Below are 23,718 nucleotides of genomic sequence, written 5' to 3'. Positions count from 1 at the left end.
GCACTCGGGCGGGGGTTGATCCACGGAAACACCTTGGCCGGGAAGCGATGGCGGATGCGCCGAAATGGGTAGGGCGCCAGGGGACGTCCGGGTCCGGGACGTCCGGGGGGTCATCACGGGGATTCAGCCAACAGGGGTTCGGACAACGGGGGTTCGGGATGGGCGGGTTACTGCCGCGCGGCGGCGACTGGGACCTGGCGCTGGTGTGCGCCTGCTATCTGATCGTCGTGTACATCACCAGCCGGGGGCTGATCGCGGCGCCCCGCTACCGCCAGCTCCAGGGGCGGATACGCGACTGCCGGGCGCGGGCCGACGTGCTGGGCGCGTCTGGGGGCGGGGAGCAGGACCCGGCGCGGACGGCGGCGCTGACGGCCGTCCACGCCCGGCTGGACGACCTGGAGCGCGGCCACATGGTGGTCTGGCGGCTGCGGCCCAACGCGCTGGTGGTGGCGATCCCGCTGTCGAAGCTGGCGGCGGCCTGGCGGGTGCTGCACGCGGCGGAACGGCAGCTGCTGCGGCTCGAACCGCCGGAGGAGACCACCGCCCGGGTGCTGGCGCTGCGGCTGCGGCTGGCCGCGTCGCCGGAGCGGGACGACGCGGAGCTGGCGGCGTCCCTGGCCACGGCCGAGGGGCCCGCCGCCCGGGCCCTGCTGATCGCCGCGACGGAGCATGTGCACCGGCGGGACGACACGGCGGCGGAGCAGGAGTACGAGCAGCAGCGCATCGCCCTCTGGCTCGCGATCACCGGCCTGGGCGCGGTGCTCCTCCTCGGTCTCGTCTTCGACCACCGGCTGACCATGCTGATGGGCGCGCTGGGCGGCTTCCTCTCCCCGGTGATCGGTGTGCTGCGGTCCCAGCGCCCCTCGTCGTGGGGTGTCCTGGTGCTCGCGCCGGTCGGCGGCGCGCTGGCCGCGTCGGGCGGTCTGCTGCTGGTGCGGATGCTGTCCGACCCGGAGCTGAATCTGCTGGGCGAGGTCTTCCTCGCCAACTCCTGGGACGCCCCGACCCGGCCGCTGGCGCTGGCGATCGCCCTGCTCTTCGGCTTCTCGGGGACCCTCTTCTCCCGTCTCGCGCTGACCGCGACGGGTCAGCTCGCCCCGCCCAGGCCCCGCGTCTAGACAGGTCGTCCCAGGAGATGGGTGACGCGGCCCGAGGCCATGGTCAGGGTGACCGGGGCCGAGGCCACCTCGTCCGCCGGGGCGCCTACCGGGTCGACGGCCAGGGCCGTGAAGTCGGCGCGGAACCCGGGGGCGATCCGGCCCGCGCGCTCCGGCTCGTTCGCGGCGAGGGCGGCGTGCGAGGTCAGGCCCTCCAGGGCCATGAGGCCGGTGAGCCCGGGGCCCGGCGAGGCGCCCCGGGGTTCGCGCGCGGTCGCGAGGATGCCCCGGGCGTCGTAGCCGGCGATCGGCCAGTCCGAGCCGAGTGCCAGCACCGCGCCCGCGTCCCGCAGATCACGGCAGCGCCAGGCGCGCGCGGCCCGCTCGTCCCCGAGCCGCCGGGACCATGCGTCGCTGTGGTCCGCCCGGGTGTACGCGGCGTGCGGCGGCTGCATCGACGCCACGACGCCGAGCGGGGCGAACCGTCCGATCTGGTCGTCGGGCACGGTCTCGATGTGCTCGATCCGGTGCCGGAGCGGCCCGCCGGCGGCCTCGGGCAGCGAGGCGACCGTGTCGAGGACGTGCCGTACGGCGGCGTCCCCGATGGCGTGGGTCGCCGTCGCGACGCCCGCGCCGTGCAGCACCCGTACCGCCGCGCTGTACGCCCCGGGGTCCGGCCAGAACGCCTCCGTGCCCCGGCCGTGGCAGTCCGGGTGGTCCAGCCAGGCGGTGCCGCCCTCGACGGTGCCGTCCATGAAGAACTTCACGCCGTCCACGTACCAGTCGCGGCCCCGCTCCCGCTGGAGCGCGACCAGGGAGGCCAGTTCGGCGGCGTCGGCGCCGGGCATGCACCACGGCGAGAGCCGCAGCCGCAGCGGCAGGTCGCCCGCCGACTCGACGGCGGCGAGCAGCCGCAGCGCGTCCCCGCCGAGGTCCATGACATGGGCCGAGGTGAGTCCGGTCGCGGCCATCGAGGAGAGCAGGGCGGTGAGCCGGTCGGCGCGCTCGCGCCAGGGGGTCTTGGGCAGGACCGGGGTGACCAGCTCCATGGCGGCGTGCTCGATCAGATGGCCGGTGGGCCGGCCCTGCGGGTCGCACACGACGCTCGCCCGCTGGTCGAAGGCGTGGGGCCCGTCGATCCGGGCGAGGCGCAGGGCCCGCTCGCTGAGGAGGGCGGAGTGTCCGTCGTAGAGCCGGATGTACGCGGGGGCTCCCCCGACGGCGTCCTCGATGAGGGTGTGGTGGGGCTCGCGGCCCTCGAAGGCGTTGTGGTCGAGACCGTACGCGAGGATCCAGCCGTCGACGCGCTCGGCCGTGCGCAGGGCGGCCCGCAGCGGTTCCAGGCGGTCGATGCCGGAGAGGTCCGTACCGGTGGCGAGTTCGAGTCCCCAGACGGGGTGGCTGTGCGCGTCGGTCCAGCCGGGGGTGAGGGTGGCTCCGGCGAGGTCGAGGTGGCGGGTGCCGGGGCCGCGCCATTCGCGTGCGTCCCGGTCGTCGCCGACCGCCGCGATCAGTCCGTCCCTGACGGCGACGGCGGTGGCGTGCGGGCGGCCGGGGTCCAGGGTGCGGATCTTCGCTCCGGTCAGGACGGTGTCGGCTGTGGGCACGGGTGCACTCCTCGGGCCGGGGCGGGCCGGCGGTCCCCGGGCACGGCGGAGCGGACCAGGAAACCTAAAGGCTTTCGGTTCGGGCAATGTAACCTCCGCGGGACAGGACAGGGAAGACCTCGCGGGGACGGACGCGGGGAGAGGCGGGGAGAGAGTCGGCACATGGGAAGGCCGCGCACACCACTGATCGACCGGGAGCGCATCACCACCGTCGCCCTTCGACTCGTCGACGAGCACGGAGAGTTCAGCGTCCCGGCGATCGCCCGGGAGCTGGGGGTGCGGACCGCCTCGCTGTACCACCATGTGGACGGCCGGGACGGGATCGTGGAGCTGCTGCGGGAACGGGTCTGCGCCGCGATCGACGCCTCGGCGCTCGGGGCGCTCCCCTGGGACGCCGCCCTGGCCGCCTGGGCCCGCTCCTACCGGGCCGCCTTCGCCGCGCACCCCCGGGCGATCCCCCTGCTGATGGCGGCGCCGGTGCGCGCGCCCCGGGTGCTGGGCCAGTACGAGGCGGCCGTCCGCGCGCTCCTGGACGCCGGTTTCGCCGCCCGGGACGTGCTGACGGTGATCATCGCCCTGGAGAACCTGGTCCTGGGCTCGGCGCTCGACCTCGCGGCCCCGGACACCATGTGGGAGCTGGGCGACGACACCGCACGGACGCCGCTGCTGGCGCGGGCGCTCGCCGCCGGTCCCGAGGGGCGCGAAGCCTCCTTCGAGCTGGCCCTCGGCGCCTGTCTGGACCGTTTCCGGGCGCTGCTGGACGAGGGGTCCTGACCGCCCGCGCGCGCCGCGGCGGACGGGGTCACGCGTCGTAGAACAGGGTCTCCATCACGGCCCGCGCCCGCCGGGTGGTCCGGCGGTAGTCGTCCAGCATGTCCCCGACGTGCCCGGGCTCGTACCCGAGATAGCGGCCCACCGCCGCCAGCTCCCGCCCGTCCGAGGGGAAGGTGTCCCCCGCCCGGCCGCGTACCAGCATCACCGCGTTGCGCACCCGGGACGCCAGCACCCACGCCTCGTCCAGGATCTGCGCGTCCTCGGTGGCGATCAGACCGGCGCGGTGCGCGGCGGCCAGCGCCGGGCGGGTACGGGTGGTCCGCAGCCCCGGCTCCGCCCAGCCGTGGCGCATCTGGATCAGCTGGACGGTCCATTCGACGTCGCTCAGCCCGCCGCGCCCCAGCTTGGTGTGGAGCGTGGGGTCGGCGCCGCGCGGCATCCGCTCGGACTCCATGCGCGCCTTCAGCCGGCGGATCTCCCGCACCGCGCCCTCCCCGAGGCCCTCCGCCGGATACCGCAGCGGGTCGGCCAGCTCGATGAAGCGGGCACCCAGCTCCCGGTCGCCGGCCATCGGCTCCGCCCGCAGCAGCGCCTGGCTCTCCCACACCAGCGACCAGCGCCGGTAGTACGCCTCGTACGAGGAGAGCGTGCGCACCAGTGGGCCGTTGCGGCCCTCGGGCCGCAGATCCGCGTCGATCAGCAGCGGCGGATCGGCGGTGGGCAGCTGGAGCAGCCGGCGCATCTCGGAGACGACGGTGCTCGCGGCGCGGGCCGCCTCCTGCTCGTCCACGCCCTCCCTCGGCTCGTGGACGAAGAGCACGTCGGCGTCGGAGCCGTAGTTCAGTTCGTGGCCGCCGAAGCGGCCCATGCCGATGACGGCGAACCGGGTCGGCAGCTCGTCGCCCCAGCGCTCGCGCACGGCGGCCCGCAGCGCGCCCGCGACGGTGGCCGCGTTGAGGTCGGTCAGCGCCTGGCCGACCTGGTCGACCAGGGCCCCGGTGTCGCTCGCGGCCGGCCGGTCCTCGGTGCCGTACGAGCCGATGAGGTCGGCGGCGGCGGTACGGAACAGCTCCCGGCGGCGGACCCCGCGGGCCACCGCGACGGCGTCCTCCGCGCTCTGCGCCCGGCCGACGGCGGCCAGGATCTCCGGCTCCAGATGGCCCCGGCCGCGCGGCTTGAGACCGCCGGGGTCGCCCAGGATGGCCACGGCCTCCGGGGCCCGCAGCAGCAGATCGGGGGCGAACCGGCCCGCCGACAGCACCCGGGCCAGGTTCTCGGCCGCCGCGCCCTCGTCCCGCAGCAGCCGCAGGTACCAGGGGGTCTTGCCGAGCGCGTCGGACACCTTGCGGAAGCCCAGCAGCCCGGCGTCGGGGTCGGCGGAGTCCGCGAACCAGCCGAGGAGTACCGGCAGCAGGGTCCGCTGGATCGCGGCCTTGCGGGTGACGCCCGAGGCCAGCGCCTCCAGATGGCGCAGGGCCGCCGACGGGTCCGCGTACCCGAGGGCTTCGAGCCGCTGGCCCGCCGCCCGGGTGCTGAGCCTGGCCTCGCCGGGGGCGAGCTGCGCCACCGCGTCCAGCAGCGGCCGGTAGAACAGCTTCTCGTGCAGCCGGCGCACCACCGCCGCGTGCCGGCGCCACTCCCGGTTCAGTTCGAAGACGGGGTCCATCCGCAGCCCCAGGGAGCGGCCGAGGCGGCGCAGATCGGCCGGGTCCTCGGGGACCAGATGGGTGCGGCGCAGCCGGTACAGCTGGATCCGGTGCTCCATGGAGCGCAGGAAGCGGTACGCGTCGTCGAGCTGGGCGGCGTCGACGCGGCCGACGTAGCCGCCCCGGGCGAGGGCGGCGAGGGCCTGGAGGGTCGATCCGCTGCGCAGGGTGGTGTCGCTGCGGCCGTGCACCAGCTGGAGCAGCTGGACGGCGAACTCGACGTCCCGCAGCCCGCCCGGCCCCAGTTTGAGTTCGCGTTCCACCTCGTCGGCGGGGATGTTGTCGATGACCCGGCGGCGCATCTTCTGCACGTCGGCGACGAAGTTCTCGCGTTCGGCGGCCTGCCACACCAGCGGGGAGACGGCGTCGACGTAGCTCTGGCCGAGCGCCGGGTCGCCGGCGACGGCGCGCGCCTTCAGCAGGGCCTGGAACTCCCACGTCTTGGCCCAGCGCTGGTAGTAGGCGAGATGGCTGGAGAGGGTGCGCACCAGCGGCCCGTTGCGGCCCTCGGGGCGGAGGTTGGCGTCGACCGGCCAGATGGTGCCCTCGACGGTGGTCTCCGAGCAGATCCGCATCATGTGGGAGGCGAGGCGGGTCGCGGCGCGCAGCGCGTCGGTCTCCTCGGCGCCGCCGGCCGGTTCGGCGACGAAGACGACGTCGACGTCGGAGACGTAGTTCAGCTCCTGGCCGCCGCACTTGCCGAGGGCGATGACGGCGAGGCGGCACTGTCCGGCGTCGTCGGGCGCGGCGAGCCGGGCGATGGTGAGCGCGGCCCGCAGGGTCGCGGTGGCGAGGTCGGCGAGTTCGGCGGCGGTCTCGGCGAGGTCGATGGTGCCGCAGACGTCGCGGGCGGCGATGGAGAGCAGGCAGCGGCGGTAGGCGATGCGCAGGGCCACGGGGTCGGCGGCGTCGCCGAGGCACTCCTCGAACTCCTCGACGCCGGGGTGGAGGTCGGTGGACTCGTAGGTGGCGAGGGCCCGCCAGTCGCCGGGGTGGCGGGCGAGGTGGTCGGCGAGGGCCTCGGATGCGCCCAGGACCCCGAGGAGGCGGTCGCGCAGCGGTTTGGCGGTGACCAGGGTGTCGAGGAGGACCTGCCGGTCGGACGCGCGCTGGGCCTCGACCAGCCGGACCAGGCCGCGCAGGGCGAGATCGGGGTCGGCGCTCGCGCCGAGGGCGTCGAGCAGGACGGAGTCCTCCCGTACGGGGGCCATCTCGTCCAGGTCGAGCAGCTGCTCGGCGCCACCGGGGTCGGTGAAGCCGTGCCGCAGCAGCCTCGTGAAGGTACTGCTCCTGCGCCCCGGCACCGCCGTCATCCCGCCGTCTCCTCGTTCCGCGATCCGTCTGCGTCGCGTCCGCGCTGTGGCCGGGCCCGCTTGAGCGTCGCCCGCGGGCCGTGCGTACCGCGATCCCGCAGTTCCGCGATCCCGCAGTCCTGCGATCAAGACCCGTGGGATCGAGACTAGCCCCAGGCAGGGCCCCTTGGCCCACGCCGCCCGCCCCGCGGCGATGAGTACCGGCCTCCGGCGCGGTCTCCCCCTCCGGTGGCGGCCGCCGCCGGCCCGGCCCGCGGGGTTCGCGGGCGTCAGGAAGGAAGAGCAGCATGCCGCAGAGTGTTCCGAGGACCGCGCTGGACGCCCGCTACAGCGCGCGGGAGGCCACGGCGGTGGCCTGGCCCGAGGCGGAGGCGCTGCTCGCGGCGGCGGGGATCTTCTGGCTGTCGACGGTACGGCCCGACGGGCGTCCGCACGTCACCCCGCTGCTCGCGGTCTGGCACGAGGGGGCGCCGCACTTCTGCACCGGCCCCGCCGAACGCAAGGCGCTCAATCTGCGGGAGAACCCGGAAGTGGTCCTCACCACCGGCTCGAACGCCCTGGACGCGGGGCTCGACCTGGTGGTCGAGGGCACGGCGGTGCGGGTCGAGGACGAGGACCGGCTGCGGGCGCTGGCCGGCGCGTACACCGCGAAGTACGGCGAGGAGTGGACGTTCGGGGTCCGGGACGGGGCCTTCGTGGGCGGCGGCGGGCGGGCGCTGGTGTTCCGGGTGGAGCCGCGCACGGCGTTCGGCTTCGCCCGTGACCCGTACGGCCAGACCCGGTGGGAGTTCACCGGCCGAGCGGGCCGGTGATATTGGCGGAACCGCTTCCTCCGCCCGGGTGCCGGGGCCATGATGGGACACGCATATACGAACAGGTGTACGAAAGGACGTCGGTGGCAGTGGAGTTGACGCTCGAAGTGGTCCGGGTGCCGGTCTCGGACGTGGAGGTCGCGAAGAAGTTCTACGCGGAGGGGTGCGGCTTCGCGGTCGACGTCGACCAGGAGGTGTCGCCGGGCGTCCGCGTCGTCCAGCTCACCCCGCCGGGTTCGCGCTGTTCGATCGCGCTGATGTCGGGCTTCCCCGAGGCGCCCGGCCAGACCTCGATGGCCCCGGGGAGCCTGCACGGCCTCCAGCTCTGCGTCACGGACCTGGCGGCGGCCCGGGAGGCGATGATCGGGCGCGGGGTCGCGGTCACCCCGGTCCAGACCATCGGCGCGGCGGGCTGGGAGGAGGGCTTCGGGGGCGTCTGGAGTTCGTTCTGCTTCTTCAGCGACCCCGACGGCAACGGCTGGGCGGTCCAGGAGGCGCCGGCCCCGCTCTCGGAGCGCTGACCGGCCCGGCCCCGGGGCGGCTCTCCGACGCACCCCGGGGCCGGGGTCTGCATCAGCCTCCGGCCGTCAGCCCCCGGCCGGCGGCTGGGTGGGCGGCGACTGCGCGGGCGGCTCGTTCGGCGGCCGCCCCGCCTGGCTCCCCGTACCGAACTGGCCCTTCAGCTTCTCCTGGGCGGTGTCGACATGGCGGCTGTACTTCCCCTTCGTCCGCGCGTCGAACGCGTCACCCGCCTTGTCGACCCCCTGGTCCACCTTGGACTCGTGGCCTTTGAGCATCTGCTTGAGCTTGTCCAGCATGGACATGGACTCTTCCCTTCGCCCTCGTTCCCCCACCTCAAGGGTGGCCGCACCCGGAGCGCTCCGCATCCCGACGGGCGGGCGGGAGCCGGGCCCCGGGCGGGCGGCAGGCAGCGAGGGGCCGGGCCTCAGAGCACCGGCAGGTTCTTCCGCAGTTCGAAGGCGGTGACCTCGGAGCGGTACTCCTCCCACTCCTGCTTCTTGTTGCGCAGGAAGAAGTCGAAGACGTGCTCGCCCAGCGTCTCGGCGACCAGCTCGCTGCGCTCCATCAGGGAGATGGCCTCGCCCAGGTTCTGCGGCAGCGGCTCGATGCCCATGGCCCGGCGCTCGGCGTCGGAGAGCGCCCACACGTCGTCGTCGGCGCCCGCCGGCAGCTCGTACCCCTCCTCGATGCCCTTGAGTCCGGCGGCGAGCAGGACCGCGTAGGTCAGATAGGGGTTGGCGCCGGAGTCGATGGAGCGGACCTCGACGCGGGACGAGCCGGTCTTGCCCGGCTTGTACATGGGGACCCGGATCAGCGCGGAGCGGTTGTTGTGGCCCCAGCAGATGTACGAGGGGGCCTCGCCGCCGGCGCCGGCGCTGCGGGCGGAGCCGCCCCAGATGCGCTTGTAGGAGTTGACCCACTGGTTGGTGACGGCGGAGATCTCGGCGGCGTGCTTCAGCAGGCCGGCGATGAAGGAGCGGCCCACCTTGGAGAGCTGGTACTCGGCGCCGGACTCGTAGAAGGCGTTCCGGTCGCCCTCGAAGAGCGAGAGGTGGGTGTGCATCCCGGAGCCGGGGTACTCGCTGAACGGCTTCGGCATGAAGGTGGCCTGGACGCCCTGCTCCAGCGCCACCTGCTTCATCACCAGCCGGAAGGTCATGATGTTGTCGGCGGTGGAGAGCGCGTCCGCGTACCGCAGATCGATCTCCTGCTGGCCGGGGGCGCCCTCGTGGTGGCTGAACTCGACCGAGATGCCCATGGACTCCAGCATGGTGATCGCCTGGCGGCGGAAGTCCATGCCGACGTTCTGCGGGGTGTGGTCGAAGTAGCCGGAGTTGTCGGCGGGGACCGGGCGGGAGCCGTCCAGCGGCTTGTCCTTCAGCAGGAAGAATTCGATCTCGGGGTGGGTGTAGAAGGTGAAGCCCAGGTCGGAGGCCTTGGCCAGACCCCGCTTGAGGACGAAGCGCGGGTCGGCGAAGGAGGGCGAGCCGTCCGGCATCAGGATGTCGCAGAACATGCGCGCGGTGCCGGGGGCCTCCGCCCGCCAGGGCAGGATCTGGAAGGTGCCGGGGTCCGGCTTGGCGATCATGTCGGACTCGTAGACCCGGGCGAAGCCCTCGATCGCCGAGCCGTCGAAGCCGATCCCCTCGTCAAACGCCTGTTCGAGTTCGGCGGGGGCCACCGCGACCGACTTCAGAAAGCCGAGCACATCGGTGAACCACAGGCGCACGAACCGGATGTCACGCTCTTCCAGCGTGCGGAGCACAAATTCCTGCTGCTTATCCATTTCCACCCAATCCTTGCTGGTCAAGCCGCCTGCCCCGCCGAGCATCCCATCCGCGGGTTTCCGGCACATTGCGAACCCGCGGCCAAGCCCCATTGTGGGTCAGCGCTCCCGGTGAAACGACCCCGAAGGTCCCCGGCGGATCCCCGGCACGTCCCCGGCACGTCCCCGGCCACGGGCGGGAGGCCCGCCCCGGCGCCCTGTGGGCGGTGCCCCGGCGCCCCGTATGAGGTGCGCGGCGGCTCCGCTCGCTACGATCTGCGGACATGGGGGGTTCGCCGTCCGGACACCGTCCGCCGAACCAGCGTCCCACGGCACTGCTGAGTGCTGTGGCGACGCTCCTCGGCGCGCTCTTCCTCTGCCTCGCGACGACGCCGGACGACCACCACGGGCCCGGCATCACGCTGACGCCTGCCGCACAGTCCGCCCCGGCCTTCTCGTGCCCGTACGAGAACGGCTCCTGCGGGCTGCGGCCGGTGCTCTCCGCCGCCGTTCTGACCGTGCCGCCCCCGGACTCCGTCCCCGCCGCCGAGGAGCCCGCGCCCCGGCCGGACCGGTCGGCCGCGGCCGGGGCGGCCCCGGCGACACCCGTCCGGTCGCGCGCCCCCGACCTGCACGTCCTTCAGGTGCTGCGGACATAAGGCCCGTCCATCGCCGGTGGACGGGCCCGGCACGGCCGCGCCCCGCTGATCCATCAGACAGGCTCCCGCTCCGCCCCGCTCCACCTCCGATCATTCGATCGTTTCCTGATCACCCCACGACGAAGGACGACATCACCATGGGTTCCCGTACCCCCCGCAAGACCAACGACGACCGCCGCGCCCGCATCGAGGCCATGCGGAAGGCCGAGGCGTCCCGCGAGCGCCGCAACCGCGTCATCACCATCGCCATCAGCGGCGTGGTCGTGGCCGGTCTCGTCGGCTTCGGCGGCTATGTGCTGAACAAGGAGAACGAGGAGAAGAAGGCCGAGGAGAAGCTGCTCGCCCAGCCGATATCCGGCGAGAAGTCCTTCAAGAAGCTCAGCCAGACCCATGTCGAGACCCCGGTCACCTACCCGCAGACGCCCCCGGTCGGCGGCGACCACAACAAGGTGTGGCTGAACTGCGACCGGCAGGTCTACAAGGAGCCGGTCCCCAACGAGAACGCGGTGCACTCGCTGGAGCACGGCGCGGTGTGGATCACGTACAACGACAAGGCCCCCAAGGCCGACGTGGAGAAGCTGGAGAAGCGGGTGAAGGACACCTCGTACACCTTCATCAGCCCGGTCAAGGACCAGAAGGACCCGCTCATGATGACGGCCTGGGGCAAGCAGGTCAGCGTGGACAGCGCCGGTGACAAGCGCGTCGACCAGTTCCTCGGGAAGTACGTGAACGGCCCGCAGACCCCGGAGCCGGGTGCCGCGTGCACCAACGGTGTGAGCGCCAAGTGATGGGTATGACCCGTACCCACTGGGCGTCCATCGCGGCGGTCGTGCTGGCGCTGCTCTTCGCCGGGACGGCCACCGTGGTCGCCGGCGAGGACGACGGACCCGCCGGGCCCGCGACCCCGGACGCGGCATCGGCCGACGCCGGTTTCGCCCGGGACATGTCCGTCCACCACCAGCAGGCGGTGGAGATGTCGTTCATCGTGCGCGACCGCACGCAGAACGAGGAGATCCGCAGCCTGGCGTACGACATCGCCAACACCCAGGCCAACCAGCGCGGCATGATGATGGGCTGGCTGGACCTGTGGGGGCTGCCGAAGGTCGCCCCGGGCGAGGCGCCGATGGCGTGGATGGCGAAGGCCGGCGGCGCGCACGCCGGACACGGCACGAAGGACGCCGCCAGCGCCAATAGCTCCGGCGACGCCGACACGGCCCCGATGCCGGGGATGGCGACGCAGGCGCAGCTGGAGCGGCTGGGCGAGCTGAGCGGCCGGGCCGCCGAGATCGAGTACCTCCAGCTGATGATCGTCCACCACAACGGCGGCGTGGACATGGCCCAGGGCTGTGTCGACCTCTGCACGGTGGACACGGAGAAGTCGCTGGCGCAGGGGATGGTGAACGCGCAGCGCTCGGAGGTCGAGCTGATGGTCGACCTGCTGAAGAAGCGCGGGGCCCAGGTCAGGACCTGACAGGTCAGGACCTGCCTCATGGGTCAGCCGCCGTCCGCCCCGGTCAGCCGCCAGGCGATCCGGGGCGGGCGGGCCCCCGCGCACAGCGGCAGCCCGTGCTCGTCGGTCAGCCCGATCCGGGTCTCGGCGACACCGCCCCCGGCGGCCTCCGGCGCCAGGTCGGCCAGGTCGGCCAGGTCGGCCAGGAAGAACTTCAGCCGCCGGAACATCGTGAACTCCCCGCCCGGCGGCAGCTCGCCCCAGGTCAGATAGATGAACCGGGAGCCGCGCGGGCCCTGGACGTACGGGCCGCGGAAGTCCGTGGTGCCATCCGGGCCGGGGACGGTCTCCACCGGGACGACGAAGACGGCCTCGGCCGCGTCCGCGCGAACCAGCTGTACCGGCTCACGGCCGCGCTGGGCGCCGACATGGACGTCCCGGAAGTCGCCGCACACGGCGCCCGGGAGATCACGCCCGGTGATTCTCAGCGTCAGTGCAGCCATGACGACTCTCTCCACTCCCCCGGGCCGGAGCCTTCCCCGGCCTCACCCGTTTGGCCTACACCGGTCGCGGTACTCAGGGAACGGCGACCACCATGAGGTCGCTCCCATCCGTCCATGGCCAAGGAGGCTCGAAGAACATGACCACAGCCAAGGACATCATGCACGCCGGGGCCCAGTGGATCCCCGCGCACGAGACGCTGGACCGGGCCGCGCAGCTGATGCGCGAGCTGGACGTGGGCGCGCTGCCCATCGCCGACGCGGACGAGCGCCTGTGCGGCATCCTCACCGACCGGGACATCGTGATCAACTGCGTGGCGCGGGGCCACGACCCGGCGAAGGTCACCGCCGGGGACATGGCGCAGGGCACCCCGCGCTGGATCGACGCGGGCTCGGAGGTCGACGCGGTGCTCCAGGAGATGGAGTCGCACCAGATCCGCCGGCTGCCCGTGATCGAGAACAAGCGCCTGGTGGGGATGATCAGCGAGGCGGACCTGGCGCGGCATCTCTCGGACGAGCAGCTGGCGGGGTGGGTGGAGCGGGTGTACGCGAGGAGCTGAGCACGGGTTCCGGCCGCGAGTCCGGTTCGGGCTCCGGTTCCGGTTCCGGTTCTGGCTCCGGCTGCCCGAGGACCGCGCGGGCCACCGCGTCGGGCCGGTCCAGCATCAGCAGATGACCCGCCGGCGCGACCTGCCGGAAGCGGGCCCCCAGCTCCAGCGCGAGACCGCGCTGCCGGGCGGTCCAGCGCCGTCCGCCGTCCGTGGCGGCGAGCACGGTGACCGGCGCGTCCGGCGCGTCCGGCAGCGGGGACCGGGCGCGCAGCGCGAGGAGTTCGGCGGCGACGGCCCCGTAGTGGGCGTTCTCCAGGAGGACGCCCCGCGTCACCCGTGAGGTGCGGTAGCAGCGGCGGACCAGGGCGGCGGGGGCCGGGTCGCCGCCGGCGGCGCGGGCGAGGCGTACGGCCGCGCGGCGGGCGAGGGGTCCGAGCGCGGCCGGGATCCCCAGCGCGATGGCGCCCCGGCCGAGCACGCGGGCGGCGGCGGTGCGCACGGCGGGCGCGGCCGGGATGCGGGCGTGCTCCTCCACGCTGGAGTCGACGAGGACGACCCCGGCGGTACGGGCGGGGTGGAGCCGGGCGAACGCCTCGGCGTGGAACCCGGCGATCGAGTGCCCGACGATCGTGGCGGGGTCCGTGAGCCCGAGCGCGTCGAGGACGGCGGCGATCCGGTGCGCCTCACCGGCGGCGGAGGGCGGTCCGGCGGCGGGGCCGCTGAGTCCGTGGCCGGGGCGGTCGAAGCGGACCACCGTGCGGTGGGGGGCGAGCAGGGGGACGACGGGGTCCCAGTCGAACCAGCTCAGGCCGAGGCCGGCGGAGAGCACGCAGACGGGTCCGGTGCCTTCGACGACCACGTGGTGGGGTACGCCGCCGACGGCGACGAACCGCCCGCCGTGGGCCTTCACGTCGTACGCGCCGCCGTGACCACCGTGACCACCGTGACCGCTGCCGTACGGCCTGTCGCCATCACGGTCACCGTCGCCGTCGCCGCCCATCAGACCGCCGCCTTCGCTGTCCGCCCGCGTGTCCGTTCCCGCGCCAGGGACAGCGCGAGGACTCCCAGCCAGACTGCCACGACGAGCACCTGGATCCGCTGACCGACGCCCAGGCCGTAGGTGCCGTGCCCGGCCTCGAAGGCGGCGACGGAGGCGAGGGTCCAGCCGCCGGCGGCGAGTTCCACGGCGACGAGCACCGGTCCGCTCCGGGCGAGCGCGGGCCACCGGCCGTAGCGGCGGGCGGCGACGGTCAGCGCGATCATGCCGATGACCGCCCCGGTCATGGCGAGGGAGGAGCTGACGGCGTGCGCCGTGTGGGTGGTCGGGACGAGTCCGGCGCCCTCGCGGACGGCGCACGCGGGGTCGGTGGTGGGCGGACAGCTCAGCGGGAGCCGGGAGTCGACGGCGGTGGCCGCGCCGAAGAGGGCGGTCCCGGCCCAGCCGGCCAGCTCCCAGGGCCGGCGCGGGCCCCGGCGCAGCGCGAACAGGACCCCGGCGAGCACCAGCAGCCCGGCGACGAGGTCGGTGGCGCGGAACAGCTCGCCGAAGGGCTGGTCCTGCGCCGCCAGCTCGCTCACATAGGCGGACACCGGGTCGATCCCGGTGTCCAGGACGGCTTCGAGGAGCCAGGCGCTGTAGAGGAGCGCGCCGAGGGCGATCAGGACGACTGCGGTCATACGCCCCATGATCGCCGACGCGTCGGCGCCCGCCCCCCTCGGGTCACGTATACCCGGTGGGGGTAAGATGCAGATCATGACGTGGGGGCGGAACGGGTACGCGGGGCGGCTGCTGCTGCTGATCGCGCTGCTCTTCGGCCTGGCCACGATGCACACGGTGGGCCACCCCTCCCGGGCCACGGCGGCGGACCACGCCGTCACGGGGCCGCCGCCGCACGCGCGGCCCGCCCCGGAGCCGGTGCGTCCGGCCCCGGGCGCGGCCATGGATCCCCGGGCCGGGGACGGCCCGGGGCACACGGCCACCGCGCACGGCGCCCCGGGCGCGACGGCGGCCGGGGCTGCTGCCGTCGGCCCACAGGCCCCTGCCCGGGCCACCGGGGTGACACCCACCGGGCATGCCGCCGAGGGCCGGGGTACGAACCGTCCCGCCGCACCATCCGTACCGGCACGCACGCCCACCGGGCAGGACGGTCCGCCAGGGGCGACCGCCACCGGAGACCTCCGCCCCGGCCGGGCCACCGGGGTGACACCCACCGGGCACGGCACCGACCGGGTCCCTGCCGACGCCGTACGGGCGCACATGCCCACCGGACAGAACGACCGGCCAGGGGCGACCGGCCCCGGGACCACCACGCCCCTCCCGGCCACCCTGGCGGCACCCGCCGGACACGGCACCGACAGCGCCGCCGCCCACCCCGTACCGGCACACATCCCCTCCGGGCAGGACAGCCCGCCGGGCCCCCTCGCGGGAACGGCCGGAGCCCACCGTCCGGAGGGTGGGGCCCCGGCCCCCGGCGCGGGCCCCGGCTCGGGCCCTCGTCCCGGAAGCCATACCGGGCACGGTCCCCTCGTGGTCGACGCCCCCGAGCGGGCCGGGCACGAGGCCGGCGGGCAGGGCGGGGGCGGGCACGGGATGAATCCCGCGCTGGTGTGTCTCGCCGTCCTCGGCGCGGTCGGCGTCGTCCTCGTCGGCGCCGGCGGCTGGCTGCGGCGGCGCGGGCCCGGGGATCGCGCCCCCGTGGCGGGCGCCCGGGCCGGCGGGGCCGACACGCCCCGGGCGCCGCCGCCCCGCGCCGCGCTCACCCGGTTGTCGGTGCTGCGGATCTAGCAGCCGTACCGCGCCCCCGCTCTCCCCGGGGCGCACACGGCCGTATCCGTATGCCTTCTCCGACACCACCACGAGGTGCACTTCGTCATGCGTACGCCCATCACCCGCCGTTCCCTCATCGGCGCCTCCCTCGCCACCGCCGGCACCGGCGTCCTCGCCGCCTGCTCGGGCTCCGGATCCGGTTCCGGTTCCGGTTCCGGCGGACACGCGGGGCACGGCGGCGGCAAGGCCCCCGCCGCAAGCCCCACCACATCGCCGGGCGCCACCACGTCACCCACCGGCTTCGTCGCCCCCGACGGCCCGGAGGTCGCCGCCGCCGAGGCCGCCCGGCGCGGCGGACGCGAACGCAAGGTCAGGCTGACCGCGACCGCCGCGACCCTGGAGCTGGGCGGCGGACGCTCGGTCCGTTCCTGGGCGTACGGCGGGGAGCTGCCCGGCCCCGAGGTCCGGGCCACCGCCGGGGAGACCCTGGCGCTCACCCTCGCCAACAACCTCCCCGAAGCGACCTCCCTGCACTGGCACGGCCTGGCGCTCCGCAACGACATGGACGGCGTCCCCGGCCTCACCCAGCGGCCCGTCGCGGCGGGCGCGGAGTTCACGTACCGCTTCGCCCTGGCGCACCCGGGCACCTACTGGTTCCACCCGCACTCCGGGGTCCAGCAGGACCGTGGCCTGTACGCGCCGCTGGTGGTCGAGGACCCGAAGGAGCCGCTGGCGTACGACCGGGAGTGGGTCGTCGTCCTGGACGACTGGGTCGACGGCGTGGACGGCTCCACCCCCGACGCGGTCCTGGAGGAGCTGCGCGGCGGCATGGGCGGAGGCGGCCACGAGGGGCACGGCGGGATCACGCCGGTGTCGCTGCGCCGCAGCCCCGACCCCAAGAGCCCGTCGCGGATGATGATGGGCGCGCGCAGCGACATCCTCGGCGGCGACGCCGGGGACGTGGCCTACCCGCACTACCTGGTCAACGGCCGCACCCCCGACGACCCGTCCGTGTTCACCGCGAAGCCCGGCGACCGGATCCGGCTGCGGATCGTCAACGCGGGCGGCGACACGGCCTTCCGGGTCGCCCTGGGCGGCCATGAGCTGACCGTCACGCACACCGACGGCTTCCCGGTGCGCCACGCCCGTACCGACGCGCTGCTCCTCGGCATGGGCGAGCGGTACGACGTGCTGGTGACGGCGGGCGACGGCGTCTTCCCGCTGACCGCCGTCGCCGAGGGCAAGAAGGCGTCGGCGCTGGCGGTGCTGCGGACGGGTTCCGGTGCCGCGCCCACCGCGCGGACCCGGCCCCGGGAGCTGTCCCGGCGGCTGCTGACCGCCGACCGGCTGCGGGCGGACGCCTCCGTGGCGCTGGGGCGCCGTACCCCCGACCGGACCGTCGAGATCGAGCTGACCGGCGGGATGGCGCAGTACGACTGGGCCTTCGACAACGCTCCGTACGCCCCGGGTACGATCCCGCACGGGGTCCGCGCCGGGGAGCGGGTCCGGCTGGTGTTCCGCAACCCCACGAAGATGTGGCACCCGCTCCATCTGCACGGGCACACCTTCGCGCTCGCGCACACGGCGGGAGGGGCCCGCAAGGACACCGCCGTGATCCTCCCGAACGGGACGCTCACCGTCGACTTCGACGCCGACAACCCGGGCCTGTGGATGATCCACTGCCACAACGTCTACCACGCGGAGGCCGGCATGATGACGGTCCTCGGCTACCGGAAGTGACCCCCGGGGCGCCCCCGCCCCGGGGGGGGACCGTGGGGCGCCCCACACCACCCGCCCCCCACATCGCGTCAGAAAGACGATTACACTGGGCGGCGTGCCTCAACTTCGTCTCGCCCTGAATCAGATCGACTCGACCGTCGGCGATCTCTCCGGCAACGCCGAGTCGATCGTGCGCTGGACCCGGCACTCCGCCGAACAGGGGGCGCATCTCGTCGCCTTCCCCGAGATGGCGCTGACCGGTTATCCCGTCGAGGACCTGGCGCTGCGGTCCTCCTTCGTCGCGGCCTCCCGGTCCGCCCTGCTGTCGCTCGCGGCCCGGCTGGCCGACGAGGGGCTGGGCGAGCTGCCGGTGATCGTCGGCTATCTCGACCGCTCCGAGGCGGCGCAGCCCCGCTTCGGCCAGCCCGCCGGGGCGCCCCGCAACGCGGCCGCCGTGCTGCACCGGGGCGAGGTGGCGCTCAGCTTCGCCAAGCACCATCTGCCGAACTACGGCGTCTTCGACGAGTTCCGGTACTTCGTCCCCGGGGACACCATGCCGGTGATCCGGGTGCACGGTGTCGACGTGGCCCTCGCCATCTGCGAGGACCTGTGGCAGGAGGGCGGCCGGGTGCCCGCCGCCCGGTCCGCCGGTGCCGGGCTGCTGGTGTCGGTCAACGCCTCGCCGTACGAGCGGGACAAGGACGACACCCGGCTGGAGCTGGTGCGCAAGCGCGCCCAGGAGGCCGGGTGCGTCACCGCCTATCTGGCCATGATCGGCGGCCAGGACGAGCTGGTGTTCGACGGCGACTCGATCGTGGTCGACGCCTCCGGCGAGGTCATCGCGCGGGCCCCGCAGTTCTCCGAGGGCTGTGTCGTCCTCGATCTGGAGCTGCCCGCCGCCGCTGCGGAGATCCCCTCCGGCGTGGTGGACGACGGGCTGCGCATCGACCACGTCGTGATCTCCGCCGACCCGCTGCCCGCCTATGTGCCGGAGCTGTCCGGCGGTTACGCCGAGCGGCTGGACGACGACGAGGAGATCTACTCGGCACTGGTCGTCGGGCTCCGCGCGTACGCCGCGAAGAACGGCTTCCGCTCGGTCCTCATCGGACTCTCCGGCGGTATCGACTCGGCGCTGGTCGCCGCGATCGCCTGCGACGCGGTCGGCGCGCAGAACGTGTACGGCGTCTCGATGCCGTCGAAGTACTCCTCGGACCACTCCAAGGACGACGCCGCCGAACTGGCCCGGCGCACCGGCCTCAACTTCCGTACGGTGCCGATCGCGCCCATGTTCGACGCGTACATGGGCTCGCTGGCGTTGACGGGGCTCGCCGAGGAGAACCTCCAGTCGCGGCTGCGGGGCACCCTGCTGATGGCCGTCTCCAACCAGGAGGGCCACATCGTGCTCGCGCCGGGCAACAAGTCCGAGCTGGCGGTGGGGTACTCCACGCTGTACGGGGACTCGGTCGGCGCGTACGGCCCGATCAAGGACATCTACAAGACGACGGTCTTCCGGCTGGCGCGCTGGCGCAACCGGGCCGCCGAGGAGCGCGGGCAGACCCCGCCCATCCCGGAGGCGTCGATCACCAAGCCGCCCAGCGCCGAGCTGCGCCCGGGGCAGGTCGACACCGACTCGCTGCCGGACTACGACGTCCTGGACCGGATCCTGGAGCTGTACGTCGACCGCGACCAGGGCAAGGACGCGATCGTGGCCGCCGGGTTCGACGAGGAGCTGGTGGCGCGGACGCTGCGGCTGGTGGACACCGCCGAGTACAAGCGCCGGCAGTACCCGCCGGGGACGAAGATCTCCGCGAAGGGCTTCGGCAAGGACCGCCGGCTGCCGATCACGAACCGCTGGCGCGAGACCACGCACTGACCCGCCCCGGGGACACGGACACGGACACGAGCCCGGCCGCCGGAGCCGGGCCCGTACCGCCCGATCGGCCGGATCCGCCCGTACCGCCCGATCCGCAGAGAGCTACAGCGTGATCCTGGCCGCTATGGGCAGATGGTCGCTGCCCGTGCGGGGCAGCGTCCAGGAGGACTCGGGTTCGACGCCCTTCACCATGATCTGGTCGATCCGGGCCATCGGGAACGACGCGGGCCAGCTGAAGCCGAAGCCGTCGCCCGCCGCGCCCTGCGTCGACCGCAGCTGCGAGGTGATCGCGTTCAGCGCGCGGTCGTTCATGGTGCCGTTGAGGTCGCCGAGCAGCACCACCCGTTCGATCCGCTCATGCCTGATCGCCCGGCCGAGGGCGTCCGCGCTGCGGTCGCGCTGCCCGGCGGTGAAGCCGGCCTTCAACTTCACCCGGACCGACGGCATGTGGGCGACGTAGACGGCGATGTCGCCCTGGGGCGCCTTGACGGTGGCGCGCATGGCCCGGGGCCAGCCCATGCCGATCTCCACCGGCCGGGCGTCGGTCAGCGGGTACTTGCTCCACAGGCCCACGGTGCCCTGCACGGAGTGGTGTGCGTAACTGCCCGAGAGGGCCTTCGCGTACACCGGGCCCTGCCCCTGGGCGACCTCCTGGAGCGCGAGGACGTCCGCGCCGGAGGCGGCGACCTCTCGGGCGGTGCCCACGGGGTCCCTGTTCTCCGCGTTGACGTTGTGGGTGGCGACCGTCAGATCGCCGCCGCCGGAGGACTTGTCGGTGAGCAGCCCGCCGAAGAGGTCGAGCCAGACGACGCCGGGGAGCAGCAGGGCGATCAGGGCGGTGGCGGAGCGCCGCCAGAGGGCGGCGGCGAGCAGCACCGGCAGGAAGACGACGCCGAGCCAGGGCAGGAAGGTCTCGCTGAGGGAGCCGAGGCTGCCGTAGCGGTTGGGGATGTGCGCGTGAAGGCCCATCAGCAGGGCGAGCAGCGCGGCGCATACGGCGAGGACGATGCCGCGCCGCCAGATGCCGGGGTCGTCGCGGAGCCGGTCGTGCACGCGGTCCCGCAGACGTCGGAGGCGGGATCGGGGGGCGGGACCCTCGGGGTCGCTGTTCCCGGTCTCCGTCGTGAACGTCTGCGTCATGGAGCTGTCCCTTACACCTTGCTGCCGTCACACAAGCCTCGCGGAAGACCCTAGGTGATGACGGTACTTGTCGTGCCGCCCCGGGGGGCGGCCGTTCTGTGCTCATGACGAATGGGAGGCGTGCGCGGTTCCTCGAATCGGTCCAGGTGGGGATGGTGTTACCGCATCAGCACAATTGCGGGCGTTCTCCGGCACACCGGGGCAGTCGCCCGGCGCGGCGCGAGTGGTTCGGTCCATATCCGGGCGGTACGGGCCTGTATGCGCCCGCCGGGTCCCGGCGGTGCGGGGCCCGGGTCGGCACGGCGTGCCCCGCCCGTACCCCGGCCGTGCCCCGGCCGCGCCACGCTCGCACCCCGGCCGCGCCGCGTGTCGGCCGGGGAACCCTCGGTGACCAGGCGGGGCCCCTTCCCCGCCGACGACACGAAGTGCCACCATGGAAGTGGTCCGGGGACGCCGTCAGGGCGCCACGAGATGACATAAGGAGCCGTTGGCCATGACGCTTCAGGCTGCCCGAAAGCCCGCCGACAGCAGCAAAGCGCTGTACGGCGGGAAGGGCACCCGCCGCATCACCGTCCACGACATCGCCGCCGCCAAGGAGCGCGGCGAGAAGTGGCCGATGCTCACCGCCTACGACGCCATGACGGCGTCCGTCTTCGACGAGGCCGGGATCCCGGTCATGCTGGTCGGGGACTCCATGGGCAACACCCACCTCGGTTACGACACCACCGTGCCGGTCACGATGGACGAGATGACCCTGCTGTCCGCCGCCGTGGTCCGGGGCACCAAGCGGGCGCTGATCGTCGGTGACCTGCCGTTCGGCTCGTACCAGGAAGGGCCGGTCCAGGCCCTGCGCAGCGCCACCCGGCTGGTCAAGGAGGCCGGGGTGGGCGCGGTGAAGCTGGAGGGCGGCGAGCGCTCGCTGCCGCAGACCGAGCTGCTGGTGGAGGCCGGGATCCCGGTCATGAGCCACCTCGGGCTGACTCCGCAGTCCGTGAACACCATGGGCTACCGGGTCCAGGGCCGCAGCGACGAGACCGCCCACCGGCTGCTGCGGGACGCGAAGGCCGCGCAGGACGCGGGCGCCTTCGCGGTGGTCCTGGAGCTGGTGCCGGCCGCGCTGGCGGCCGAGGTCACCCGTTCGCTCCACATCCCGACCATCGGGATCGGTGCCGGGCCCGGCACCGACGCGCAGGTCCTGGTCTGGACGGACATGGTGGGCCTGACGGCGGGCAAGGTGCCGCGCTTCACCAAGCAGTACGCGAACCTCCGGCAGACGCTGGGCGACGCCGCGCGGGCGTTCGCCGACGATGTCTCCGGTGGCACGTTCCCGCAGGAGGAGCACACCTTCCACTGAGCCCGCCGAGCCGCCGGCCCCGCCTGGGGCCGCTGCTCCCGAGCCGCGCGCCGACGGCCCGCCTGCCACCCCGCAGGCGGGCCGTCGGCCGTTCCCCGGGTGGGCCGGGCGGGGCGTGTCGGCGGTCCGTCGGCGCCCTGTCGGCGCCCTGTCAGCGCTCTGTCAGCGGGACCCCGCAGGGTGGGGACATGACACAGAACGGGAACGGAACCGGGTCCAGGCCCGCCGCCGGCGGCCCACCCGCCATCCGGGTACGGGGGCTCGTCAAGCACTACGGCACCACCAAGGCCCTGGACGGGGTCGACCTGGACGTGCGCGAGGGCACGGTCCTCGGCGTCCTCGGCCCCAACGGCGCCGGCAAGACCACCCTCGTCCGTACGCTGGCCACCCTGATCGAACCGGACGCGGGCAGCGCCACCGTCGCCGGGTACGACGTGCTGCGCCAGCCCCGGCAGCTGCGCCGGGTGATCGGGCTCACCGGGCAGTACGCGTCCGTGGACGAGAAGCTGTCCGGCTGGGAGAACCTCTACATGATCGGCCGGCTGCTCGACCTGTCCCGCCGCGCCGCCCGCGCCCGCGCCGACGAGCTGCTGGAGCGCTTCTCCCTCACGGACGCGGCGCAGCGGCCCCCGATGACGTACTCGGGCGGCATGCGCCGCCGCCTCGACCTGGCCGCGTCGATGGTCGGCCGGCCCGCCGTGCTCTATCTGGACGAGCCGACGACCGGGCTCGACCCCCGGACCCGCAACGAGGTCTGGGACGAGGTCCAGCACATGGTGGGGGAAGGGGTGACCGTGCTGCTGACCACGCAGTACATGGAGGAGGCGGAACGGCTCGCGGACGAGCTGACCGTCATCGACCGGGGCCGGACCATCGCGGGCGGCCGGGTCGAGGAGCTGAAGGCCCGGGTCGGCGGCCGGACCCTGCGGATCCGGCCCGGTGAGCCGGAGCGGCTGGAGGAGATGGCGGCGGCGCTGCGCGCCTCGGGACTCGACGGTCCCGCCGGGGCCACCGTCGACCGGGAGGCGGCGCTGCTGTCGGTGCCCATCCTGGCGGACGCCCAGCTCACGGCCGTGGTGGCGCTGCTGGCCGAGCACGGCTTCGAGATCGCGCACATCGCCACGGAACTGCCCAGCCTGGACGAGGTCTTCCTCGCCATCACCGGTGCCCCGGAGCAGCAGGACCAGGAGGTGGCCGCATGAGCGTCGACACCCGTACGGCAGAGACGGCAGAGACGGCAGAGACGGCACGGGCAGCGGCCACCCGGGGCACGGCACCGGGCGGGCCCGGGGCCCCGGCGGCCGACGGCCGGCTCCCCCTCCGCACCCATCTGCGGCACATCGGCGCCCTGGTGCGCCGCAACGCCCTCCAGATCAAGCGGAACCCCGAGTCGATGGCCGACGCCCTGCTGACGCCGATCGTCTTCACCCTGCTGTTCGTCTACGTCTTCGGCGGGGCGATATCCGACGAGGTCACCGGGGGCTCCTATGTGAACTACGTGGTGCCAGGCCTGATGTCGATGATGGGCCTGTCCATCGCGATGGCGGTGGGCACCGGCGTGAACGACGACGTCACGAAGGGGGTCATGGACCGCTTCCGGTCCATGCCGATCGCGCGCTCCTCGGTGCTCATCGCCAAGGTCGTGGTCGAGCTGGGCCGGATGACGCTCTCCATGTTCATCCTGCTCGGCATGGGCTTCCTGCTGGGCATGGACACGCCCGAGTCGGTGCTGCGCCTGCTCGCCGCGATGGGCCTCTCGCTGCTCTTCGGGGCCTCGCTGATCTGGGTCTTCATCCTGCTGGGGCTGGCGCTGCCGACCCCGCAGGCCGTGCAGGGGCTGGCCATGCTGATCGTGCTGCCGCTCCAGTTCGGTTCGTCGATCTTCACCCCGACATCGACCATGCCGGGCTGGTTGGAGACCTTCACCGACTACAACCCGCTCTCCAATCTGGCGGACGCGGCGCGGGCCCTGCTCCACGGCGGCGAGCTGGCCGGGCCGGTGGCCTGGACCCTGGGGTGGGCGCTGGTGATCACCCTCACCACGGCGCCGCTCGCGGTCGCCCGGTTCTGCCGGAAGACCTGAGTCCCGCGTACACAGAGGTGGGAGAC

The 23,718-nt window shown here is 73.8% G+C and carries 22 protein-coding genes; 14 read left to right on the top strand and 8 right to left on the bottom strand.

Going from position 1 to position 23,718, the window contains the following annotated elements; all coding sequences use genetic code 11:
* Positions 1-158 precede the first annotated feature (158 nt).
* Entirely contained in the window at positions 159-1,118 is a 960-nt protein-coding gene (locus SYYSPA8_RS07065; protein ID WP_323446081.1) for a hypothetical protein, read from the top strand.
* On the opposite strand, the gene SYYSPA8_RS07060 is transcribed toward SYYSPA8_RS07065, so the two are convergent.
* Positions 1,115-2,704 carry an amidohydrolase gene (locus SYYSPA8_RS07060; protein ID WP_323446080.1) on the bottom strand — a complete coding sequence of 530 codons (1,590 nt, stop codon included), beginning with the start codon at positions 2,702-2,704 and terminating at the stop codon, positions 1,115-1,117. The two genes, SYYSPA8_RS07065 and SYYSPA8_RS07060, sit on opposite strands and share 4 nt — an antisense overlap.
* 162 nt (positions 2,705-2,866) lie before the next feature.
* On the opposite strand from SYYSPA8_RS07060, the gene SYYSPA8_RS07055 reads away from it, so the two are divergent.
* A complete protein-coding gene (locus SYYSPA8_RS07055) occupies positions 2,867-3,478 on the top strand; it encodes a TetR/AcrR family transcriptional regulator (protein WP_323446079.1) in 612 nt (203 codons plus the stop codon).
* 28 nt (positions 3,479-3,506) lie between these two features.
* Here the strand turns inward: SYYSPA8_RS07055 and SYYSPA8_RS07050 are convergent, their stop codons facing one another.
* Positions 3,507-6,497 carry a bifunctional [glutamine synthetase] adenylyltransferase/[glutamine synthetase]-adenylyl-L-tyrosine phosphorylase gene (locus SYYSPA8_RS07050; RefSeq protein ID WP_323446078.1) on the bottom strand — a complete coding sequence of 997 codons (2,991 nt, stop codon included), beginning with the start codon at positions 6,495-6,497 and terminating at the stop codon, positions 3,507-3,509.
* A gap of 287 nt (positions 6,498-6,784) precedes the next feature.
* On the opposite strand from SYYSPA8_RS07050, the gene SYYSPA8_RS07045 reads away from it, so the two are divergent.
* Both SYYSPA8_RS07045 and SYYSPA8_RS07040 read left to right on the top strand, forming a co-directional pair.
* Positions 6,785-7,309 carry a pyridoxamine 5'-phosphate oxidase family protein gene (locus SYYSPA8_RS07045; RefSeq protein WP_323446077.1) on the top strand — a complete coding sequence of 175 codons (525 nt, stop codon included), beginning with the start codon at positions 6,785-6,787 and terminating at the stop codon, positions 7,307-7,309.
* A gap of 89 nt (positions 7,310-7,398) precedes the next feature.
* A complete protein-coding gene (locus SYYSPA8_RS07040; protein WP_323446337.1) occupies positions 7,399-7,830 on the top strand; it encodes a VOC family protein in 432 nt (143 codons plus the stop codon).
* A 66-nt stretch (positions 7,831-7,896) separates the two neighbouring features.
* Here the strand turns inward: SYYSPA8_RS07040 and SYYSPA8_RS07035 are convergent, their stop codons facing one another.
* Both SYYSPA8_RS07035 and SYYSPA8_RS07030 read right to left on the bottom strand, forming a co-directional pair.
* The gene (locus tag SYYSPA8_RS07035) at positions 7,897-8,133 is read right to left on the bottom strand and encodes an antitoxin (RefSeq protein WP_323446076.1); all 237 of its coding nucleotides are present in this window, start codon (positions 8,131-8,133) and stop codon (positions 7,897-7,899) included.
* Between the two features lie 122 nt (positions 8,134-8,255).
* Complete coding sequence (locus SYYSPA8_RS07030; RefSeq protein WP_323446075.1) at positions 8,256-9,617, bottom strand: glutamine synthetase family protein; 1,362 nt, start codon at positions 9,615-9,617, stop codon at positions 8,256-8,258.
* Between the two features lie 263 nt (positions 9,618-9,880).
* On the opposite strand from SYYSPA8_RS07030, the gene SYYSPA8_RS07025 reads away from it, so the two are divergent.
* The 3 genes from SYYSPA8_RS07025 (at position 9,881) to SYYSPA8_RS07015 (ending at position 11,726) form a co-directional block, all read left to right on the top strand.
* Positions 9,881-10,255, top strand: coding sequence for a hypothetical protein (locus tag SYYSPA8_RS07025; RefSeq protein ID WP_323446074.1), 375 nt, complete (start codon positions 9,881-9,883; stop codon positions 10,253-10,255).
* A 137-nt stretch (positions 10,256-10,392) separates the two neighbouring features.
* Positions 10,393-11,043, top strand: coding sequence for a DUF3105 domain-containing protein (locus tag SYYSPA8_RS07020; protein WP_323446073.1), 651 nt, complete (start codon positions 10,393-10,395; stop codon positions 11,041-11,043).
* Positions 11,043-11,726 carry a DUF305 domain-containing protein gene (locus SYYSPA8_RS07015; RefSeq protein WP_323446072.1) on the top strand — a complete coding sequence of 228 codons (684 nt, stop codon included), beginning with the start codon at positions 11,043-11,045 and terminating at the stop codon, positions 11,724-11,726. Before SYYSPA8_RS07020 ends, SYYSPA8_RS07015 begins: the two co-directional genes overlap by 1 nt.
* A 23-nt stretch (positions 11,727-11,749) precedes the next feature.
* Here SYYSPA8_RS07015 and SYYSPA8_RS07010 read toward each other — a convergent pair whose 3' ends face one another.
* A complete protein-coding gene (locus tag SYYSPA8_RS07010) occupies positions 11,750-12,208 on the bottom strand; it encodes a DUF5990 family protein (RefSeq protein WP_323446071.1) in 459 nt (152 codons plus the stop codon).
* Positions 12,209-12,345: 137 nt separating this feature from the next.
* Here SYYSPA8_RS07010 and SYYSPA8_RS07005 point away from each other — a divergent pair, with 137 nt between their 5' ends.
* Positions 12,346-12,765: a CBS domain-containing protein gene (locus SYYSPA8_RS07005; protein ID WP_323446070.1), complete on the top strand. Its 420-nt coding sequence runs from the start codon at positions 12,346-12,348 to the stop codon at positions 12,763-12,765.
* On the opposite strand, the gene SYYSPA8_RS07000 is transcribed toward SYYSPA8_RS07005, so the two are convergent.
* Entirely contained in the window at positions 12,686-13,756 is a 1,071-nt protein-coding gene (locus tag SYYSPA8_RS07000; RefSeq protein ID WP_323446069.1) for an alpha/beta fold hydrolase, read from the bottom strand. The two genes, SYYSPA8_RS07005 and SYYSPA8_RS07000, sit on opposite strands and share 80 nt — an antisense overlap.
* Complete coding sequence (locus tag SYYSPA8_RS06995; RefSeq protein WP_323446068.1) at positions 13,756-14,433, bottom strand: DUF998 domain-containing protein; 678 nt, start codon at positions 14,431-14,433, stop codon at positions 13,756-13,758. The genes SYYSPA8_RS07000 and SYYSPA8_RS06995 overlap by 1 nt, the downstream gene beginning before the upstream one ends.
* Before the next feature lie 76 nt (positions 14,434-14,509).
* Between SYYSPA8_RS06995 and SYYSPA8_RS06990 the strand changes: the two genes are divergently transcribed.
* From SYYSPA8_RS06990 to SYYSPA8_RS06980, 3 genes are all read left to right on the top strand, one after another.
* Positions 14,510-15,541: a hypothetical protein gene (locus SYYSPA8_RS06990; protein ID WP_323446067.1), complete on the top strand. Its 1,032-nt coding sequence runs from the start codon at positions 14,510-14,512 to the stop codon at positions 15,539-15,541.
* An 87-nt stretch (positions 15,542-15,628) separates the two neighbouring features.
* Complete coding sequence (locus tag SYYSPA8_RS06985; protein WP_323446066.1) at positions 15,629-17,263, top strand: multicopper oxidase family protein; 1,635 nt, start codon at positions 15,629-15,631, stop codon at positions 17,261-17,263.
* Between the two features lie 94 nt (positions 17,264-17,357).
* The gene (locus SYYSPA8_RS06980; protein WP_323446065.1) at positions 17,358-19,115 is read left to right on the top strand and encodes an NAD+ synthase; all 1,758 of its coding nucleotides are present in this window, start codon (positions 17,358-17,360) and stop codon (positions 19,113-19,115) included.
* 102 nt (positions 19,116-19,217) lie between these two features.
* Here the strand turns inward: SYYSPA8_RS06980 and SYYSPA8_RS06975 are convergent, their stop codons facing one another.
* Positions 19,218-20,255 (bottom strand): endonuclease/exonuclease/phosphatase family protein, encoded by a 1,038-nt coding sequence (locus tag SYYSPA8_RS06975; RefSeq protein WP_323446064.1) that lies wholly within the window; start codon positions 20,253-20,255, stop codon positions 19,218-19,220.
* Between the two features lie 493 nt (positions 20,256-20,748).
* On the opposite strand from SYYSPA8_RS06975, the gene panB reads away from it, so the two are divergent.
* From panB to SYYSPA8_RS06960, 3 genes are all read left to right on the top strand, one after another.
* Positions 20,749-21,609, top strand: coding sequence for a 3-methyl-2-oxobutanoate hydroxymethyltransferase (gene panB, locus SYYSPA8_RS06970; protein WP_323446063.1), 861 nt, complete (start codon positions 20,749-20,751; stop codon positions 21,607-21,609).
* A gap of 188 nt (positions 21,610-21,797) precedes the next feature.
* Positions 21,798-22,811, top strand: a complete 1,014-nt coding sequence (locus SYYSPA8_RS06965) for an ATP-binding cassette domain-containing protein (protein WP_323446062.1) — start codon at positions 21,798-21,800, stop codon at positions 22,809-22,811.
* Positions 22,808-23,692 (top strand): ABC transporter permease, encoded by an 885-nt coding sequence (locus SYYSPA8_RS06960; protein WP_323446061.1) that lies wholly within the window; start codon positions 22,808-22,810, stop codon positions 23,690-23,692. Before SYYSPA8_RS06965 ends, SYYSPA8_RS06960 begins: the two co-directional genes overlap by 4 nt.
* Positions 23,693-23,718: the final 26 nt, after the last annotated feature.

Origin of the sequence: Streptomyces yaizuensis (assembly GCF_034961445.1) — a bacterium.
Taxonomy (GTDB): domain Bacteria; phylum Actinomycetota; class Actinomycetes; order Streptomycetales; family Streptomycetaceae; genus Streptomyces; species Streptomyces yaizuensis.
This window is presented reverse-complemented; position numbering and strand designations above follow the sequence as displayed.

What these genes read in the sequence shown, in the direction of transcription:
- SYYSPA8_RS07005 (WP_323446070.1), top strand. Translation starts at nt 12,346, where the DNA reads ATGACCACAGCCAAGGACATCATGCACGCCGGGGCCCAGTGGATCCCC.
- SYYSPA8_RS06965 (WP_323446062.1), top strand. Translation starts at nt 21,798, where the DNA reads ATGACACAGAACGGGAACGGAACCGGGTCCAGGCCCGCCGCCGGCGGC.
- SYYSPA8_RS07045 (WP_323446077.1), top strand. Translation starts at nt 6,785, where the DNA reads ATGCCGCAGAGTGTTCCGAGGACCGCGCTGGACGCCCGCTACAGCGCG.
- SYYSPA8_RS06995 (WP_323446068.1), bottom strand. Translation starts at nt 14,433, where the DNA reads ATGACCGCAGTCGTCCTGATCGCCCTCGGCGCGCTCCTCTACAGCGCC.
- SYYSPA8_RS07035 (WP_323446076.1), bottom strand. Translation starts at nt 8,133, where the DNA reads ATGTCCATGCTGGACAAGCTCAAGCAGATGCTCAAAGGCCACGAGTCC.
- SYYSPA8_RS07015 (WP_323446072.1), top strand. Translation starts at nt 11,043, where the DNA reads ATGGGTATGACCCGTACCCACTGGGCGTCCATCGCGGCGGTCGTGCTG.
- SYYSPA8_RS07000 (WP_323446069.1), bottom strand. Translation starts at nt 13,756, where the DNA reads ATGGGCGGCGACGGCGACGGTGACCGTGATGGCGACAGGCCGTACGGC.
- SYYSPA8_RS06975 (WP_323446064.1), bottom strand. Translation starts at nt 20,255, where the DNA reads ATGACGCAGACGTTCACGACGGAGACCGGGAACAGCGACCCCGAGGGT.
- SYYSPA8_RS07020 (WP_323446073.1), top strand. Translation starts at nt 10,393, where the DNA reads ATGGGTTCCCGTACCCCCCGCAAGACCAACGACGACCGCCGCGCCCGC.
- SYYSPA8_RS07065 (WP_323446081.1), top strand. Translation starts at nt 159, where the DNA reads ATGGGCGGGTTACTGCCGCGCGGCGGCGACTGGGACCTGGCGCTGGTG.
- SYYSPA8_RS06985 (WP_323446066.1), top strand. Translation starts at nt 15,629, where the DNA reads ATGCGTACGCCCATCACCCGCCGTTCCCTCATCGGCGCCTCCCTCGCC.
- SYYSPA8_RS07025 (WP_323446074.1), top strand. Translation starts at nt 9,881, where the DNA reads ATGGGGGGTTCGCCGTCCGGACACCGTCCGCCGAACCAGCGTCCCACG.
- SYYSPA8_RS06960 (WP_323446061.1), top strand. Translation starts at nt 22,808, where the DNA reads ATGAGCGTCGACACCCGTACGGCAGAGACGGCAGAGACGGCAGAGACG.
- SYYSPA8_RS07010 (WP_323446071.1), bottom strand. Translation starts at nt 12,208, where the DNA reads ATGGCTGCACTGACGCTGAGAATCACCGGGCGTGATCTCCCGGGCGCC.
- panB (WP_323446063.1), top strand. Translation starts at nt 20,749, where the DNA reads ATGACGCTTCAGGCTGCCCGAAAGCCCGCCGACAGCAGCAAAGCGCTG.
- SYYSPA8_RS07050 (WP_323446078.1), bottom strand. Translation starts at nt 6,497, where the DNA reads ATGACGGCGGTGCCGGGGCGCAGGAGCAGTACCTTCACGAGGCTGCTG.
- SYYSPA8_RS07055 (WP_323446079.1), top strand. Translation starts at nt 2,867, where the DNA reads ATGGGAAGGCCGCGCACACCACTGATCGACCGGGAGCGCATCACCACC.
- SYYSPA8_RS07030 (WP_323446075.1), bottom strand. Translation starts at nt 9,617, where the DNA reads ATGGATAAGCAGCAGGAATTTGTGCTCCGCACGCTGGAAGAGCGTGAC.
- SYYSPA8_RS06990 (WP_323446067.1), top strand. Translation starts at nt 14,510, where the DNA reads ATGACGTGGGGGCGGAACGGGTACGCGGGGCGGCTGCTGCTGCTGATC.